Source organism: Selenomonas sp. (assembly GCF_052169755.1).
Classification (GTDB): domain Bacteria; phylum Bacillota; class Negativicutes; order Selenomonadales; family Selenomonadaceae; genus Selenomonas.
Genome location: NZ_JBQNBV010000041.1, coordinates 1 through 14,806 on the forward strand (window position 1 = coordinate 1; position 14,806 = coordinate 14,806).

Genomic DNA, 14,806 nt, shown 5'->3' on the forward strand with positions numbered 1-14,806 from the left:
AGACGAACCTCCTCGCCTTGAACGCCGCCATCGAAGCGGCGCGCGCAGGCGAACAAGGCCGCGGCTTCACAGTCGTCGCAGAAGAGGTGCGAAAACTCGCCGAGCAATCGGAGAACGCCGCACAGGAAATCACCACACTGATCACCGACAACTCAAAACGCATCGAAGAAACATTCAAAGTCATGCAAGAGCAGAAAGAACGCGTCGGCGAAGGCGTCGAGCAAGTGCATCAAGCAAGCGAGCGATTTGACCGCATCGCTGCCGTTGTCAATGAACTGTCCGAAAAAGTTTCGGGCATCTTGAAAAGCACGCAGCAAATTCACACGCAGAACGTGCGCATGGAAACCTCCGTGCAGCGTCTAAAGTCCGTATCCGACTCAGTGCAGAGCGAAGCGGAAAACGTTTCCGGCGTATCTCAAGAGCAGGCGGCGTCCATGCAGGAAATCGCTGCCGCAAGCTCCACCTTGGCAAACATGGCGCAAGATCTGCAAAAAGCCGTGAGCAAGTTCGATATTGGTTAAAGGAAAAAGAAACAGGAAAAGAACCCGACGAAAGTTCCGTCGGGTTCTTTTTTATCCATAGGAACAACGTGCAAAAGCGGCGATTTTTTGCTATAATGAAGCCACTGTTTCATATTCGGCAAGTACACAAAATATGTCCGCCACGTTGACTGCAAGGAGGCTGCTCATGCTAAAAAATCCCATGAACACTGTCAAGATCGCCGCTTTCTTTCTCTCGTGCGCCCTCCTCTACGCGATCCATCTCGCAAATCCAACATTCTTCCCTGAACTTTGGCAAGTCTTGAAAAGCGGCGACCTCTTAGCGACTGCCGACTACATACGATCCTTCGGCTCATGGGCGATGTTCTTCAGCTTCTGGCTCGTACTCTTCGTCAACGCCATCGGCTTCCCCCCCGCTATCATCTTTTCGACGGCAAACACCCTGATCTTCGGCATCGTCCCCGGCATCATCCTCTCTGTCATCGCCGAAACCGTCGGCGTCACGATCAGCTTTCTGCTGTTGCGTTTCCTGTTCCGCTCCTCAGCGGAGCAGCTGATCGCCAAACATCCGCGACTCAAGAAGGTGGATGCCTACAGCGGCAAGAACGGATTCACCGTCATGCTCATCGCACGCATGGTACCCTACATCCCGTCGGCGCTTCTCAATGCACTCGGCGCCTTGAGCGCCATCAGCCTCAGAGATTACATCATAGCTTCCTTTGTCGGCAAATTCCCCTCGACCGCCATCGAAGCGATCATCGGGCATGATACCGTACTCAAAAATCCCGATCCGACGCGCCTCGTCCTCGTATCGCTCGCGGCTGTCATCCTCATCGCAGGCGCTTGGTACTACGAGAAACGCATGGAAAAAAAAGCCGACGCCATGCAGAAGATCCTCGACAAACATACAAAAATACGAAAGCCTGCGGAATAAACGCCGCAGGCTTTTTCTTTACTTTTTTAGAAGTCTTCGTCCATCCCCGTCGTGTCAACGCCAAAGATCAGCTTATCAAGGGTATGAATGAGCTGGTTGATCTCAGGCTTCGAGATCTGAGCGCTTGCACCGAGATCGTCGCCCTTACGGCGCATCTCTTCAGAAATCAACGACGAGAAGAGCACGAGCGGAATCTTCCGCAGGCGATCATCGCTGCGCACAAGCTTCAAGAGACGATGCCCATCCATTTTCGGCATCTCGACGTCGGAAATGATGATGCGCACCTTTTCAAAGATCTTATCCTGCTCCGTTTTTTCTGCCATCTCCTTGAGGAAGTCCCATGCATCCTCACCATTGCCGAAGTCACGCACATAGGTATAACCCGCGCCGTGCAGCGTGTTGACGAGGAGATCGCGCAGGAGTACGGAGTCCTCTGCCACAATGATGTGCTGCGCAGCACGCCTTTGCTTGATGTCCTCCGATGTGTCGTCAACCGTCGTGAGCTTCTGATTGATCTCGGGATTGATCTCCGCCATGATCGTCTCAAAGTCGAGCAAAAGGACGATTTTGCCTTCCATCTTGACAAGACCGACGACACGCGACTGATCGCCGACTTCCGGCGCCGGCTCCATGTTCTTCCAAGAGATGCGGTGGATGCGCGATACATTGTCAACGAGGAAACCCATGTCGTAGCCATTGATCTCCGTCACAATGATGTTCTGCGAACGCCCTGCCGCCTGTCCGCTCATCACGCCGAGGCAGCGCGGCAGATCGACGAGCGGCACGGCTCTGCCGCGCAGGGTGAACAGCCCGTTGATGTACGGATGCGCCTGCGGCATCGTCGTCACAGGAAAATCAGAAGCCTTGATGACTTCGCGCACCTTCGCTACATTGATGCCATAATCGACAGCGCCGATATTGAACTCAATGATCTCAAACTCATTTGTGCCGGTTTCCAGCAAAATGCCCTTTTTTTCTTCTGCCATGAAAAATCCGCCCCCATTTCATACTCTAAGGAAATAATTCGTTAAAAAGACTTAAAATCCTTCTTTATATTTCAAGAATCGCAGATTATTTTCGCGCTTCTTTCTCATTTTCTTCATGCAAAGTCCCATCGTAAAGAAATGTCCAGCCGTCCTTTTCCTCAATGCGCCCTGCCTTGAGCAAATGTCCCAAGGCGCGTTTGAACGCCGCTTTGCTGATTTGAAACTTCGCCTTGATGATTTCCGGCGGCGTCTTGTCACTGTACGGCATCTTCCCCTTATGACTTTCCAAGTGATGCAAGATGCGCTCAGCGTCCGTGACAAGCGCCTTTTCCTTCGGCTCTCGCAGAGAACCGTTGAGTCTGCCGTCGCTGCGCAGGTAGGTGACGCGCACTGTGACTTCTTCGCCCACGCGCGGCCGCTCCTTCATCTCCTTGTGGGGGACGAATACGATATAGCGCTCATCCGTGAAGAGGAACGCGCCGCTTTCCGTGATGTTGTAGATCGAGCCGGAGAGCTTAGCTCCGATGCGCACATCGACTGCGGGCTTCGATGCACGGCGAAGCTCGTCCTCGACTTCCATCGTCACGGCAAGTCTGCCGGATTTATCCGTGTAGAGCTTCGCCCAAACGACCTCGCCGATCTGCGGCCTGCCGCGCATACCCGCGTAGGGCAGAAAGATGCCGCGTTCGGCGCCGACATCGAGAAAAGCCCCGTCGCGGCTCACGTTGATGACGGCAAGGCGTGCGACCTGCCCTTCTTTCATGCGCGGCACCTTCATGCTCGCCGTCAAACGGTGCTTGGGATCAAGGTACAAGAACACCTCGACGATCTCGTCAACGGCAACTTCACGCGTCTGCTGCGTCTTGTGCAGCAGGATGTCGTCTGAGGTATTGCCCGTCTCAGCGTCGAGAAAGGCGCCAAGCTCGCTGATGCGTGCGACGCGAAGTCGTGCGACTGTGCTCGGACCGTACTTCCTGCACTTTTCTTGCGCCATCCTCTAGTCCTCGTAATGCGCGATCGGCGCATCGCTCCAAAGACGTTCCAACGCATAGAACGCACGGCTTTCCGTCATAAAGACATGCGCTACGCAGTCGCCGTAGTCGAGAAGCACCCACTCGCCCTCACGGTATCCTTCCTTATGCAGATAGGATTTCTCGTGCTTTTCCAACAACTCATCTTCAATATTGTCAGCGATGGCGCGCACCTGCGTCGCCGTATTCGCCGAGCAGACGATGAAATAGTCCGCAGCCGTCGTAAGCTCCGCCATACGCAGGATGACGATGTCCTCCGCTTTCTTATCACTCGCAGCCTTGGCGATCGCCTGGCTGATTTCTTCCGGTGTATTGCTCAAAATTCATGCCTCCTACTGCTCTTCACTTATTATCGTCATTTTCTCCCTCATGCTTTACCAGTTCTGGGAATAATTCTTCAATTTTTTGCCGAATCGCACCACGATCGGGCAGCCAATAGCCGTCATGCTGCGAAGTGGGCAGGATGAGCGTCTTGGGCGGCGCACTGCCGAGATTCTTCAAGACCTTAGCCAGACGCGCCGAGTCGAAAATCTCCGCGCTCGTCGTCATGCGATACTTAAAGATGTCCGCTACATCAGGCAGCTTCGGTATCGTATCGACCTGCAGAAATTTTTCGTAAAGAGCCTTGGCAAAACGCTGCTGGCGATGCAGTCTGCCGACCTCGCCAAGCTCCGAACTGCGGTAGCGCAGATACTTCTGCGCCGTGTCGCCGTCCATGTGCTGAAATCCCTTGGGGATGCGGATCGAAAGCCCCGCCTCGGGATCGTCGTAGTTCATCTCATCCTCGACGTAGAGATCGACGCCGCCCAAGACGTCGACCAGCTCGGCGAGCGCCTGTGTGTCAAGCGTCACATACTGATGAATGGACACGCCAAGAAGCGCGGAAAGCGTCTGCACCATCGTCGGTGCGCCGCCGTGCGCATAGAGATCGGTCGCTCGCAGCTCGCCGCCCCCCTGCGGCAGCGGTACGATCATGTTGGGCGGCACGGTGATGGCACGCAGGCTGCCCGTTGCATTTTCCATGCTCAAAAGCAGAATCGTGTCGGCATGTTTTCCCTCCGTACCATTCTCGTCCGCGCCGTCGTCGATACCGAGAATGAGCACGTTCGTATAGCCGTCGAACTTCGCGTCGATGTGGCTGTCGCGCACCTGCCGCCGCTCTTCGTAGCCCTGGTAAACGGCATCGATCTCCTGATAGATGCCATGACCGATGCCGTAAAGAAAGTAGCCTGCGACGGCGAGCACCGCGATGAATATGCCGAGAAAGAACATCAGCACGATGAGACGTGCGCGTCGAATGCGGCGGCGGCGAGCCTGCTCCTTGCGTTTGAGGCGGATATTTTCCTGCGTGCGGCTCTTCGCTCTGCGCGTCATGGCTCATGCCTCTCATTTTTCCGCAGGGACAGCAGGATTTCGTTGCGTGCCGCCACCGTCGCCGGATGAATGAGCCGTCCGGTCTCTAAAATAAATTCGATGGACTTCGACAGCCCTTCGAGCAGCATCGCATCGAGATCTGCCGTGTACGCCAGCTCTCGCAGAGCCTTGACCTCGGGATAGTCGCGCTGCGGCTCGATCATGTCGGCGAAGTAGACGATCTTGTCGAGCTTCGTCATGCGCTCGCCGCCGACGGTATGCCGCCAAATCGCCTGCTGTATTTCGGCGTCTTTCACGCCATAAAGCTCCGCTGCACGCTTCGCCCCCACATAGGCATGCAAAAGGAGCGGCATCGCACGCTCAACCTCACCATAGTCGATCGAGCGCCGCGCCGCTTCAGAAGGCAGCTCCGTCACAGCATATTCGCGTGCGCAGTCGTGCAAAAGCCCCGCGATACGCGCCTTGTCTGCATCCACGCCGAAACGCTCCGCAAGCATGACAGCAGTATCCGCCACGCCGAGGGAATGTTCATAACGCTTCTGCGGCAGCCGCCTCGCCAGCTCCTCTTTCATTGCCTCATAATTCATTGATACAGACCTTCTTTATAGATGTACGTTTCCACCGACTCCGGCACGAGATAGCGGATGGAACGCCCCTCTTGCAAACGGCGGCGAATATCGGTCGAAGAGATCTCAAGTTCCGGCGTTTCCACGCAATGAATGCGCGAAAGCACCTCTTCGCCAAGGCGTGCACGCACATCCGTCAAGGAGATCGGCGCCCCCTTGCGCCTCGCCGCCGCGAAGTGGCAGAGAGAAAACAGTTCCAAAATACGATGCCATGTGAAAATCGTGTTTAGCTCGTCGCCGCCGATGATGAAGTAAAAGTCCGCATGATCGCCGTGCGTTTCGACAAGCGCACGCAGCGTATCGTAGGAGTACGAGGGACCTTTTCGCTTCATCTCCACATCAAGCGCACGAAAGAACGGGTTGCTCCCGACGGCAAGCTGCGTCAGGCGCAGGCGATGCTCCGCCGACGCCCCCCGTCGCTCGGGCTTGTGCGGCGGCTCGGCAGCAGGAATAAAGATCACCTCAGCAAGTCGGAGCGCTTCCCGCGCCGCCTCCGCGATGGTCAAATGTCCGATATGGATGGGATCGAACGTGCCGCCCATGACGCCGATACGCTTTTTTTCCTCCGCCATACTCCCACCTCCGCCGCAAAACAAATCAGCCGAAAAGCGCGATCATCAAAGCCAGCCCAGCCGCCATACTTGCGAGGATAATGAGACACGCGCGCATGGCATCGTAAAAGTCGTACGCGCCCTTGTCCGTCGAAAGATACTGCCGCAGCGCATACAAATAGCCAAAGATGCGTTTCATTCGCGCACCTGTCCTTCGCCGTAGATCAGATACTTCATCGTCGTCAGCTCGACGAGTCCCATAGGACCGCGTGCGTGCAGCTTCTGCGTACTGATGCCGATTTCCGCGCCGAAGCCAAACTCGCCGCCGTCCGTAAAGCGCGTCGAAGCGTTGACATAGACCGCCGCCGCATCGACCTCCGCTTGAAAGCGGTGCGCGTTCTTGACGTCGTTCGTGACGATGGCTTCCGAGTGTCCCGTATTGTAGCGATTGATATGCACGATGGCTTCATCCATATCGCGCACGACCTTGACCGACAGAATGAGATCGCCGTACTCCGTCGACCAGTCATCCTCTGTCGCTTCAGCAAGCGCACCGCAAATCGCCCGCGCCTTTTCCGAGCCGCGCACCTCGACGCCTACGGCTTCCATTGACCGCACGATGCGCGGCAGAAAGTCGGCAGCGATGTTTTCATGCACGAGCAGCGTTTCCATCGCGTTGCAGACCGACGGGCGCGACACCTTCGCGTTCAGGGCGATCTTCTCCGCCATAGCGAGATCGGCGCTCGCATCGACAAAGGTGTGGCAGACGCCGCTGCCCGTCTCGATGACGGGCAGCGTGCTTCCCTGCACCACAGCGCGAATCAGCCCTGCACCGCCGCGTGGAATGACGGCGTCTACGAGACCATTGAGATGCAGCATCACCTCGACGCCTTGACGGTCGGTCGCATCGATGAAGCCGATCGCCCCTCGCGGAACGCCTGCCTCCTGCGCCGCCTGCGCGAGCAAAGAGGCGATCGCCGTATTCGAGCGAATCGCTTCCGAACCGCCGCGCAGCAGCACGGCGTTTCCCGACTTCAGGCACAATCCCGCCGCATCCGCCGTCACATTGGGACGCGCCTCATAGATGATGCCGACGACGCCGAGCGGCACGCGCACGCGGCGAATCTCCAACCCGTTCGGGCGCACCGTCGAGAAGTCGCCGCGTCCCACAGGATCGGCAAGAGCCGCCGTTTCGCGCAAGCCCTGCGCCATCGCATGAATGCGGCTCTCATCGAGCATCAGGCGGTCAAGGTAAGACCGCTTGACATCCTTCTTCATACGCGCCTCTTCCAAATCCTCAGCATTCGCATCCAAGATGAGTTTCGCACGCTTTTCGAGCATATCCGCCATAGCATGAAGCGCCCGATTCTTCTCCTGCGGCTTCATCGTCGCCAAAATCCGCGACGCTTCCTTCGCCGCCTGCGCCTTTTCTCTGACCAACGCTTCGATGTTCATGACGAACCCCTCCTCATGCTTTCTGCTGCAAAACCGCCCTCAGACCATCAGCACCATATTGTCACGGTGAATGACTTCCTCATGAATTTCCCCTTCGATAAGTCCTGCGAAATCACAGCTCTTCCGTCCGGCGATCTTCGCAATCTGCGCTGCACTGTAATTGACGATGCCGCGTGCAATCTCCTGCTCTCGCGCCGAGAGCACGCGCACCGTCGTCCCCGCCGCAAAACCGCCTTCGACGCTGACGACGCCCGCCGCCAAAAGGCTCGATCCCTGCGTTCGCATCGCCCTTTCACAGCCCTCGTCAACGATGATATCGCCGGCGATACGCTTGCCGAAAGCGAGCCAACTCTTTCTGACCTTGAGATGCGATTCCTTCGCGGGGAACACCGTACCCACAGGCTCGCCCGCAAGAACGGCAGAAATCACATCATCCCTCGCACTCGGCGCGATGACGAACGTCGCGCCTGCGTTCACGGCGATCTTCGCCGCCTCGATCTTCGTCGCCATGCCGCCCGTGCCAAACGAAGACCCCGCGCCGCCCGCCATGCGCTCGATCGCCGGCGTGATCTCCGCGACCTCCAAAATCAGACGCGCCGCTTTATCCTTCTGCGGATTCGCCGTATAAAGCCCGTCGATGTCCGACAAGATGAGAAGCGCATCGGCGTCGATCAAGGTCGCCACCGTCGCCGACAACGTGTCGTTATCGCCGATCTTGATCTCATCGACGGCGACGACGTCGTTTTCATTGATGACAGGCACGGCGCCCATAGCGATGAGTTCTAAAAGCGCGTTGCGCGAATTGGCATACTGATGATGACGCGCAGCGTTCTCCTTCGTCAAAAGCACCTGTGCCGCCGTCTGCCCGTAGTCGGAGAAAAACTTTTTATAAAGGGTCATCAAGCTCGACTGCCCGATGGCAGCCAAAGCTTGGCGCGCGGGGATAGCCGCCGGCTTTTTGCGAAGCCCGATGCTGTCCATGCCGATGGCGATGGCGCCCGAGCTGACGAGCACCATCTCACGCCCCGCATTCTTAAGATCGGCGATCTCGCGCACCAGCCGATCCATGCGCCGAAAATCGGGCTTTCCCGACGTGCGCACAAGCGTGCTCGTACCGACCTTGACAACGATGCGCTTCGCTTCACGCAGGCGTTCGCGGGCATTCATACGACCAAGCCTCCTCGCTTACCTCTACTCGCGATATTCAAACTCCATGTCGCCGATATGCACCGTCATGCCCTCGCGGATGCCGCGCTCCTTTAAAAGCGCGTCGATCTTCTTCATGCGCCAGATGTACTGGAAGCGGCGCACCGCCTCATCGTTGCCGAAGTTCGTCATGGCGACAAGCTTTTCCAGCGCCTTGTTCGAGACGATGAAATCGGCGCGGTCGTTGCGTGTGATCGTCACAGCATCTTCCGACTCTGCCGCAAAGGATGCATCGTAGACGCGCACGGTCTCGCTTTCCTCCGGCGGTTCATCCTTCATGACTTCAAGCGTTTCGCCCACATAGTCGATAAGTTCCTTCAAGCCTTGATGCGCCGCCGCCGAAACGGCGAAGAGCCGTACGCCCTCCTTCTTCGCAAGAGCCTCTAAACGGGGCAGATTCTCAGCCGCCGCGGGCAAATCCATCTTATTGGCGACAAGGATCTGCGTGCGTGCGGCGATCTTTTCACTGTACTTTTTAAGCTCTGCGTTGATACGATAATAATCTTCGACGGGATCGCGCCCCTCAAGCCCTGACGCATCGACAAGATGCAGGATGAGACGCGTGCGTTCGACATGACGCAGAAAATCATGCCCAAGCCCTGCGCCATCCGCCGCGCCCTCGATAAGCCCCGGAATATCCGCCATGACGAAGTTCTTCTCATAATCCGTCTGCACAACGCCGAGCACAGGAACGAGCGTCGTGAAATGATAGGCGGCGACTTCCGGACGCGCCGCCGATACCGCCGTGATGAGGCTCGACTTGCCGACGCTCGGATAGCCGACAAGACCGACGTCGGCAAGCAGTTTAAGCTCCAACAGAAGTTCCTTGCTCTCCCCCGGCTCACCGAGTTCAGCGAAAGTCGGCGCACGATTCGCCGCATTGGAAAAGCGTGCATTGCCGCGTCCGCCTCTGCCGGCTTTCGCGATGATGACCTCTTGCCCGACTTCCGTAAGATCGGCGAGCACCGCCCCCGTCGCTGCATCTTTAACGAGCGTCCCCGCAGGCACCTTGATGCGGCACGGCTCGGCATTCGCCCCCGTCATATTCTTGATGTCGCCGTTGCCGCCGTCCTTGCCCCTGAACTTCCGATGGTAGCGGAAGTCGAGCAGCGTGTTCATATTCGGATCGACGACGAATACGATGTCGGCGCCGCGGCCGCCGTCGCCGCCCGAAGGGCCGCCCTTCGGGATGAACTTCTCGCGGCGAAACGCCGACTTTCCTTTGCCGCCGTCCCCCGCCTTCACACTGATTTTCGCACGATCAATAAACTGCATCGCTGCCTCCCCCCTCGCCCTGATGCACATGCCTCATAGCCGGAATCGTACGCGGCTCCCGGCGATAAAGCATGGGCGTCAAGCGTCCTGCCGAAAAACCTCGGATAGAAAAAGATACCTGCGTCGCGGATGGCGCAGGTATTCTTCATCTTGCAATATTAAGCCTAAGCCGTCGGATAAACGCTGACTTGGCGATTGTAGCGACCCTTGCGCTCAAAAGCGACCTTGCCCGCCACCTTAGCGAAAAGCGTATCATCCTTGCCGATGCCCACATTGTGACCCGGATGGAAGTGCGTGCCGCGCTGACGCACGAGAATGCTGCCCGCCGTCACAAGCGTTCCCGCGTGCTCCTTGACGCCAAGGCGTTTGGACTCACTGTCGCGTCCGTTTCTGGTGCTGCTCACGCCCTTTTTATGTGCGAAAAGCTGCAAATCAAACTTAAACATAGATCTCACCCCTCTTTATCCTCGATTCTCACGGCGTTGGGTTCAATCTTTCGGATCTCATCCAACCCCAGCCGCATCGTCTCCAACACGGCTTCGGTGAAATCGTCGGGCGCTTCTTGGAGCTTCAAGAAAAAGTCCCCGCTCGCGACACGATAGCTTACGCCGCGATGCAGATGCTTCCCTATGCCGAGAAGCGCCGTCTGCACCAGCGTAGAAACCCCCGCACAGACGATGTCGGCGCCATATTCGCCGTTATGCCCCGTAACTCGGCAGCCCGATATTTTCCCGTTCTGACGCTCGATCTGAATTTCAATCATCAAGCCTCAATCTTTTCGATAACAACCTTCGTGAACGGCTGGCGATGACCCTGACGACGGCGGTAGTTCGACTTCGCCTTGTACTTAAAGACGAGAATCTTCTTGTCCTTGCCCTGCGCCTGAACCTTGCCCATCACCTTAGCGCCCTCGACGAGCGGACGGCCGACCTTGACGGCGTCGCCGTCCACAACCGTCAGAACCTCATCGAACGTCACGCCCTCGCCCTCTTCGGCGTTGAGCTTCTCGATGCGGATGACATCGCCCTCGGCAACGCGGTACTGCTTGCCTCCGGTCTTGATAATAGCGTACATGAAAACACCTCCCTGCGTGTTACTCGCCGACTACGGTACGGCAAACGCCGTTTCAAAACCCCATCGAGCGGTTAAGGAAACACGGATAAACCTTAATAAAATCCGCTATCTCCTAAAAATGCCGCGCCAAAGCCGCACGTGCATTTACCGTAAAATAATATCATACGACATGGGAAATGTCAAACATTTTAGCGGGCGATGCACGCAGCTGCGCCTTATGAAAATCCACAAAAAAGCCGCCGAGCGAAATCGGCGGCTTACCTTTCCAAATGGCGGAGTGGAGAGGATTCGAACCTCCGCTGCAGTTGCCCACACTAACGATTTAGCAAACCGTCCTCTTCAGCCTCTTGAGTACCACTCCGTATGCGATTGGCGCACAAGCCGCGAAAAAATCTGTCCGCAAGCCAGCGACATAAGATATAATAACAGACCCATGCCGCCTTGTCAACCGAAATTTTCCGTAAGCTACATGATCTCCTTGTGCCTGCGCTGCCAGCCCGGCAGAAGCCTGCCCGTGCTCCACGGCTCCATGACCTCGCGGCTGCGGTAAGGCCGTGCGCCCCAGCGTGCGGGAATCTTCTTGCCGAGCAGCTTTTCCAGACGCGCGGCGATTTCCCGCAGCGATAGCGCCGTCCCTGCACTTACGGCGTACTCGCCGCAAATGTCCGTTCTGTCCGCTGCAAGATACTCCGCCGCGAGCCGAAAGGCTTCGGCGACGTCATCGACATGGACGAGGTCGAGCTTCTGTTCGCCGGGCGAAAGAGCAAGCTCTTCGCCCGTCTTTGCCGCCTCCTCTAAGAGCGCGAGAATCTTGCGCCGCGTATCTCCCTCGCCATAGGTATCGAAGAGTTTCAAACCGACGGCATGAAGCCCCGCTGTCTCCTCGTAGTAGCGCAGCATGACCTCGAAGGCTTCCTTCGTCGCCGCATAGAGGTTGACGGGCGAATAGCGCATCCCTTGATAGTGCTGCCAGCTCGTGCCCGCAAAGACGAAGCGGCGCACATCGTTCTTCGCCATCGCTTCCAAAAGCTCCGTACCGAAGAGGATGTTGCTCGCGACGAGCGCCGGAATGTCCGCACTCTCATGCGCGGCAAGGTAGAGTGACGCGAGATGAGCGACGACCGTCGGCTCCGCCTCGCGCACGATATCCGTGAGCGTGCCGCCTGCGTACACATGGAAATCGACACGCCCGCGCACCGCAGCGGGAAGCGCCTTCAAATCCGACGACGGGCGCACGATGGCAGCGACATCCCAGCCTGCCTCGATCATGCGCTGCGCGAGGCGCCTGCCGACAAAGCCCGTGACGCCCGTCAAGAGGATGCGCTTCTTCATCGCGCACCGCCCCCTCTCCTCTGCACGATTTCACGCGCCCAGCCGCAAAGTATCTCGTCTGCGGGGAAGAGCCGCGCGAAATGGCGCACGGAACTCTTGCTCTCGCCCAAGAGGATTTCCGGCAGCTCCTTCGGCACGCTCCCCTGCGCAAAACCTTCGCGAAGCGACGGCGGCAGGAAGGTCAAAAACACCTCATGCGGATCTTTCCCCATGCCGGTGAAATCGCACAGCGTCTTCTCCATTTTCATGATGTCATCGTAGACGGCGTTCAAATGCGCCGCCGTGCGCCCTACGGAAAAGTTCTCCTCGATATAGCGCCGCGCATTTCGCCCGAGCCGCGCACGCTCCTCAGGATGCGCATAGAGACGGCGCAGAGCCTGCTCGAACTCCTCAGGCGTGCGCACCAAGAGTCCCGTCTCGCCGTGACGCACGAGATGCTTTTCCGCACATTGGTCGAGCGCGACGACGGCAAGACCCGCATGCATCGCCTCAAGCAGCACATTCTCCGTCGTGCCGAAATGCTGCGGATTGAGCAGATAGGCGAATACATCCATACGGCGCAGTTCCGCCGCCACATCCGTCACATAGCCCGCAAAGGAAAGTTGCTCGGCAAGACCAAAAGGCGCCGCATCGCGGCGAATCCGCGCCTCGTTCTCCGCGTCGCCGACCAGACGGAAAAAAGCGCCGCGGATGTCCTTGACACGCGCACAGAAGCGCACAAAATCGGGATGCAGCTTCGCATAGGAAAGCGTGCCGACGTAGCCGACGGAAAATCCCGCGTGCGCCTCATGACGCGGCTCCTCTGCCGAAAAGTCGCCGACGCTGTTGACCATCGCGGCGTGTTCCTTCGCCCAAGTGCGCTGCGCCGCGTCCCAGAAAGGATTCTCATACGAATATGCCGACGTGAATACGAAGCGCTGCGGCACGCGCAGGAATACGGGCGGCAGCCAAGGATAGAACGCACCCGAAACGTGCGCCCAGAGGACGAGCCGCGCAGGCACGGGCGGCAGCTCCAGCAAGAAGCGCACCATGCGCGGGTGATGCCACCACTCCAACTGCACGATGTCCGCACGCGCCATCGCTTCGGCGATCTTCGCCGCATCCTGCTCGACGTGCGCGGCGACGCCCGCCTCGGCAAGAAGATCGAAAAAATTGCGCTTCTCCGGCTCTTCGAGCAGCAGAAGCTCGTGGCGATCCCCGCCCTCGGCGGCAAAGGCGGCAAGAAGCCCCGAAAGCACCTTGCCGACGCCGCCGCCCATGTGCGTCGTGATATGAAGCACCTCGCGCATCGTCATCCCCCTCGTACATCGACACGTCAAAATATCAAACCATCAAAACGGACTCGAAAAATCTGCTAAAGAAACGAACCCCTGATCGCGCTCCGACAGAAGCGGCGAAGAAACACCCCAGTCGATACCCGCCGTATCCCAGCGTATGCCCGCATCACACGCGGGCGCGTAGACGCTCGTCACCTTGTACATCATGACGGCTTCATCGCTCAAAGTCAAAAAGCCGTGCGCCATGCCGCGCGGAATATAAATCATCTCGCCCGAACCGCCGGACAGCATGAAGCTCTGATGCGCGCCATACGTCGAGGACGCGCGGCGCAAGTCGAGCACGACATCGAGCACCTTACCGCTCATGCACCAGACGAGCTTCTCGTGGTCGGCGGGCGGCAATTGGAAGTGGAGACCGCGCAGCACATTCCTCTTGGAAACGGAGAAATATTCCTCTCGAAACTCCGTCGTCAGTCCCAACTCGTGAAAAGCGCCCTCATGATACACCTTCGTGAAAGAGCCGCGCATATCCTCGCGCACCTTCGTGCGCAGGACATAGCAGCCCGCAAGCCGCGTTTTTTCACGCGTGAAATTCCCTGCTGCCTCCGTCACGTCCAATCCTCCTCAGAAAATGCCTGCTCGAAACTGCACGGACGAAGCTCCAAGGCATCCTCGATCGTCATGCCCATGCGCCGCTCGAAATCCTCCTTGATCGCAAAGAGCGCCGCCCAGCGCGAGGGGACGTTCGCCGCATCAAGACCGTAGCGGCGGATGATATCGACGAGCCGCTTCTCCAGGACGACGATGCCCGAAGCGTCGCCCAGGACATCGGCAAGCTGAATCAGGCGGTCATAGTCCGTGTAGATGATGCTTGGAAGGTACTCTCGCAAGAAAGCGATATCCTCCTCCGTGCTGTCCCAAACGCCCGTGACCGAACGCGCATCCTGCACGGGAAACGAGTGCGTGAGGCATATACGCGCCGCTTCCTCATAGCCTTCCGCTCGCAAATAGCGCCAGCCGCAGAAAATGTGGTTGATCTTCATCTCGCCGAAGCGCCGTCCGATGTCATGCAAAAAGCCGTACGCCATCGCGAGATCAGCGTCCAGCCCCGGCACGCGCGCCGCGATCTTCCCCGCCGCCAGCCCGACGTAGTACGAGTGGCGAATCCAGAGCTTCGGCGCGCGC

Annotated in this window: 19 protein-coding genes and 1 tRNA gene; 2 read left to right on the forward strand and 18 right to left on the reverse strand. The window is 57.9% G+C overall.

Annotated elements, in window-relative coordinates:
* Both ACTTKG_RS04475 and ACTTKG_RS04480 read left to right on the forward strand, forming a co-directional pair.
* Positions 1-521: methyl-accepting chemotaxis protein (locus ACTTKG_RS04475; protein ID WP_442673054.1), on the forward strand; the 521-nt coding region annotated here is incomplete at its 5' end.
* A gap of 166 nt (positions 522-687) precedes the next feature.
* Positions 688-1,434, forward strand: coding sequence for a TVP38/TMEM64 family protein (locus ACTTKG_RS04480; protein WP_442673055.1), 747 nt, complete (start codon positions 688-690; stop codon positions 1,432-1,434).
* A gap of 26 nt (positions 1,435-1,460) precedes the next feature.
* On the opposite strand, the gene ACTTKG_RS04485 is transcribed toward ACTTKG_RS04480, so the two are convergent.
* From ACTTKG_RS04485 to ACTTKG_RS04570, 18 genes are all read right to left on the reverse strand, one after another.
* On the reverse strand, positions 1,461-2,420 hold the full coding sequence (locus ACTTKG_RS04485; RefSeq protein WP_442673056.1) for a chemotaxis protein: 960 nt from the start codon (positions 2,418-2,420) through the stop codon (positions 1,461-1,463).
* An 85-nt stretch (positions 2,421-2,505) separates the two neighbouring features.
* Positions 2,506-3,414 (reverse strand): CvfB family protein, encoded by a 909-nt coding sequence (locus ACTTKG_RS04490; RefSeq protein WP_442673057.1) that lies wholly within the window; start codon positions 3,412-3,414, stop codon positions 2,506-2,508.
* Positions 3,415-3,417: 3 nt separating this feature from the next.
* The gene (gene rsfS, locus ACTTKG_RS04495) at positions 3,418-3,771 is read right to left on the reverse strand and encodes a ribosome silencing factor (protein WP_442673058.1); all 354 of its coding nucleotides are present in this window, start codon (positions 3,769-3,771) and stop codon (positions 3,418-3,420) included.
* A gap of 22 nt (positions 3,772-3,793) precedes the next feature.
* A complete protein-coding gene (locus ACTTKG_RS04500; protein WP_442673059.1) occupies positions 3,794-4,825 on the reverse strand; it encodes an LCP family protein in 1,032 nt (343 codons plus the stop codon).
* The gene (yqeK, locus tag ACTTKG_RS04505) at positions 4,822-5,412 is read right to left on the reverse strand and encodes a bis(5'-nucleosyl)-tetraphosphatase (symmetrical) YqeK (RefSeq protein WP_442673060.1); all 591 of its coding nucleotides are present in this window, start codon (positions 5,410-5,412) and stop codon (positions 4,822-4,824) included. The genes ACTTKG_RS04500 and yqeK overlap by 4 nt, the downstream gene beginning before the upstream one ends.
* On the reverse strand, positions 5,409-6,023 hold the full coding sequence (gene nadD / locus ACTTKG_RS04510; RefSeq protein WP_442673061.1) for a nicotinate-nucleotide adenylyltransferase: 615 nt from the start codon (positions 6,021-6,023) through the stop codon (positions 5,409-5,411). Before nadD ends, yqeK begins: the two co-directional genes overlap by 4 nt.
* Before the next feature lie 25 nt (positions 6,024-6,048).
* A complete protein-coding gene (locus ACTTKG_RS04515; RefSeq protein WP_442673062.1) occupies positions 6,049-6,201 on the reverse strand; it encodes a hypothetical protein in 153 nt (50 codons plus the stop codon).
* Complete coding sequence (locus ACTTKG_RS04520; protein WP_442673063.1) at positions 6,198-7,457, reverse strand: glutamate-5-semialdehyde dehydrogenase; 1,260 nt, start codon at positions 7,455-7,457, stop codon at positions 6,198-6,200. The genes ACTTKG_RS04515 and ACTTKG_RS04520 overlap by 4 nt, the downstream gene beginning before the upstream one ends.
* A gap of 39 nt (positions 7,458-7,496) precedes the next feature.
* Positions 7,497-8,624 (reverse strand): glutamate 5-kinase, encoded by a 1,128-nt coding sequence (gene proB / locus ACTTKG_RS04525; RefSeq protein ID WP_442673064.1) that lies wholly within the window; start codon positions 8,622-8,624, stop codon positions 7,497-7,499.
* A 24-nt stretch (positions 8,625-8,648) separates the two neighbouring features.
* Positions 8,649-9,938 carry a GTPase ObgE gene (obgE, locus tag ACTTKG_RS04530; RefSeq protein WP_442673065.1) on the reverse strand — a complete coding sequence of 430 codons (1,290 nt, stop codon included), beginning with the start codon at positions 9,936-9,938 and terminating at the stop codon, positions 8,649-8,651.
* Between the two features lie 164 nt (positions 9,939-10,102).
* Positions 10,103-10,384 carry a 50S ribosomal protein L27 gene (gene rpmA, locus ACTTKG_RS04535; RefSeq protein WP_442673066.1) on the reverse strand — a complete coding sequence of 94 codons (282 nt, stop codon included), beginning with the start codon at positions 10,382-10,384 and terminating at the stop codon, positions 10,103-10,105.
* A gap of 5 nt (positions 10,385-10,389) precedes the next feature.
* Entirely contained in the window at positions 10,390-10,701 is a 312-nt protein-coding gene (locus ACTTKG_RS04540) for a ribosomal-processing cysteine protease Prp (protein ID WP_442673072.1), read from the reverse strand.
* Positions 10,701-11,012, reverse strand: coding sequence for a 50S ribosomal protein L21 (gene rplU / locus ACTTKG_RS04545; protein WP_442673067.1), 312 nt, complete (start codon positions 11,010-11,012; stop codon positions 10,701-10,703). The genes ACTTKG_RS04540 and rplU overlap by 1 nt, the downstream gene beginning before the upstream one ends.
* A 270-nt stretch (positions 11,013-11,282) precedes the next feature.
* Positions 11,283-11,373 (reverse strand) — tRNA-Ser (locus ACTTKG_RS04550).
* A gap of 104 nt (positions 11,374-11,477) precedes the next feature.
* Entirely contained in the window at positions 11,478-12,344 is an 867-nt protein-coding gene (locus ACTTKG_RS04555; protein ID WP_442673068.1) for an NAD-dependent epimerase/dehydratase family protein, read from the reverse strand.
* Entirely contained in the window at positions 12,341-13,633 is a 1,293-nt protein-coding gene (locus ACTTKG_RS04560; protein WP_442673069.1) for a glycosyltransferase family 4 protein, read from the reverse strand. Before ACTTKG_RS04560 ends, ACTTKG_RS04555 begins: the two co-directional genes overlap by 4 nt.
* Before the next feature lie 42 nt (positions 13,634-13,675).
* Positions 13,676-14,233, reverse strand: coding sequence for a dTDP-4-dehydrorhamnose 3,5-epimerase (gene rfbC / locus ACTTKG_RS04565; protein ID WP_442673070.1), 558 nt, complete (start codon positions 14,231-14,233; stop codon positions 13,676-13,678).
* Positions 14,230-14,806 (reverse strand): HD domain-containing protein (locus ACTTKG_RS04570; RefSeq protein ID WP_442673071.1); only part of this gene is annotated, 577 nt, incomplete at its 5' end. The genes rfbC and ACTTKG_RS04570, both read right to left, overlap by 4 nt.

Excerpts from the sequence above, each read along its gene's own strand:
- ACTTKG_RS04540 (WP_442673072.1), bottom strand. The coding sequence starts at position 10,701 with ATGATTGAAATTCAGATCGAGCGTCAGAACGGGAAAATATCGGGCTGC.
- ACTTKG_RS04560 (WP_442673069.1), bottom strand. The coding sequence starts at position 13,633 with ATGCGCGAGGTGCTTCATATCACGACGCACATGGGCGGCGGCGTCGGC.
- rpmA (WP_442673066.1), bottom strand. The coding sequence starts at position 10,384 with ATGTTTAAGTTTGATTTGCAGCTTTTCGCACATAAAAAGGGCGTGAGC.
- ACTTKG_RS04555 (WP_442673068.1), bottom strand. The coding sequence starts at position 12,344 with ATGAAGAAGCGCATCCTCTTGACGGGCGTCACGGGCTTTGTCGGCAGG.
- obgE (WP_442673065.1), bottom strand. The coding sequence starts at position 9,938 with ATGCAGTTTATTGATCGTGCGAAAATCAGTGTGAAGGCGGGGGACGGC.
- nadD (WP_442673061.1), bottom strand. The coding sequence starts at position 6,023 with ATGGCGGAGGAAAAAAAGCGTATCGGCGTCATGGGCGGCACGTTCGAT.
- ACTTKG_RS04515 (WP_442673062.1), bottom strand. The coding sequence starts at position 6,201 with ATGAAACGCATCTTTGGCTATTTGTATGCGCTGCGGCAGTATCTTTCG.
- rplU (WP_442673067.1), bottom strand. The coding sequence starts at position 11,012 with ATGTACGCTATTATCAAGACCGGAGGCAAGCAGTACCGCGTTGCCGAG.
- ACTTKG_RS04520 (WP_442673063.1), bottom strand. The coding sequence starts at position 7,457 with ATGAACATCGAAGCGTTGGTCAGAGAAAAGGCGCAGGCGGCGAAGGAA.
- ACTTKG_RS04485 (WP_442673056.1), bottom strand. The coding sequence starts at position 2,420 with ATGGCAGAAGAAAAAAAGGGCATTTTGCTGGAAACCGGCACAAATGAG.
- ACTTKG_RS04480 (WP_442673055.1), top strand. The coding sequence starts at position 688 with ATGCTAAAAAATCCCATGAACACTGTCAAGATCGCCGCTTTCTTTCTC.
- proB (WP_442673064.1), bottom strand. The coding sequence starts at position 8,624 with ATGAATGCCCGCGAACGCCTGCGTGAAGCGAAGCGCATCGTTGTCAAG.
- ACTTKG_RS04490 (WP_442673057.1), bottom strand. The coding sequence starts at position 3,414 with ATGGCGCAAGAAAAGTGCAGGAAGTACGGTCCGAGCACAGTCGCACGA.
- yqeK (WP_442673060.1), bottom strand. The coding sequence starts at position 5,412 with ATGAATTATGAGGCAATGAAAGAGGAGCTGGCGAGGCGGCTGCCGCAG.
- ACTTKG_RS04500 (WP_442673059.1), bottom strand. The coding sequence starts at position 4,825 with ATGACGCGCAGAGCGAAGAGCCGCACGCAGGAAAATATCCGCCTCAAA.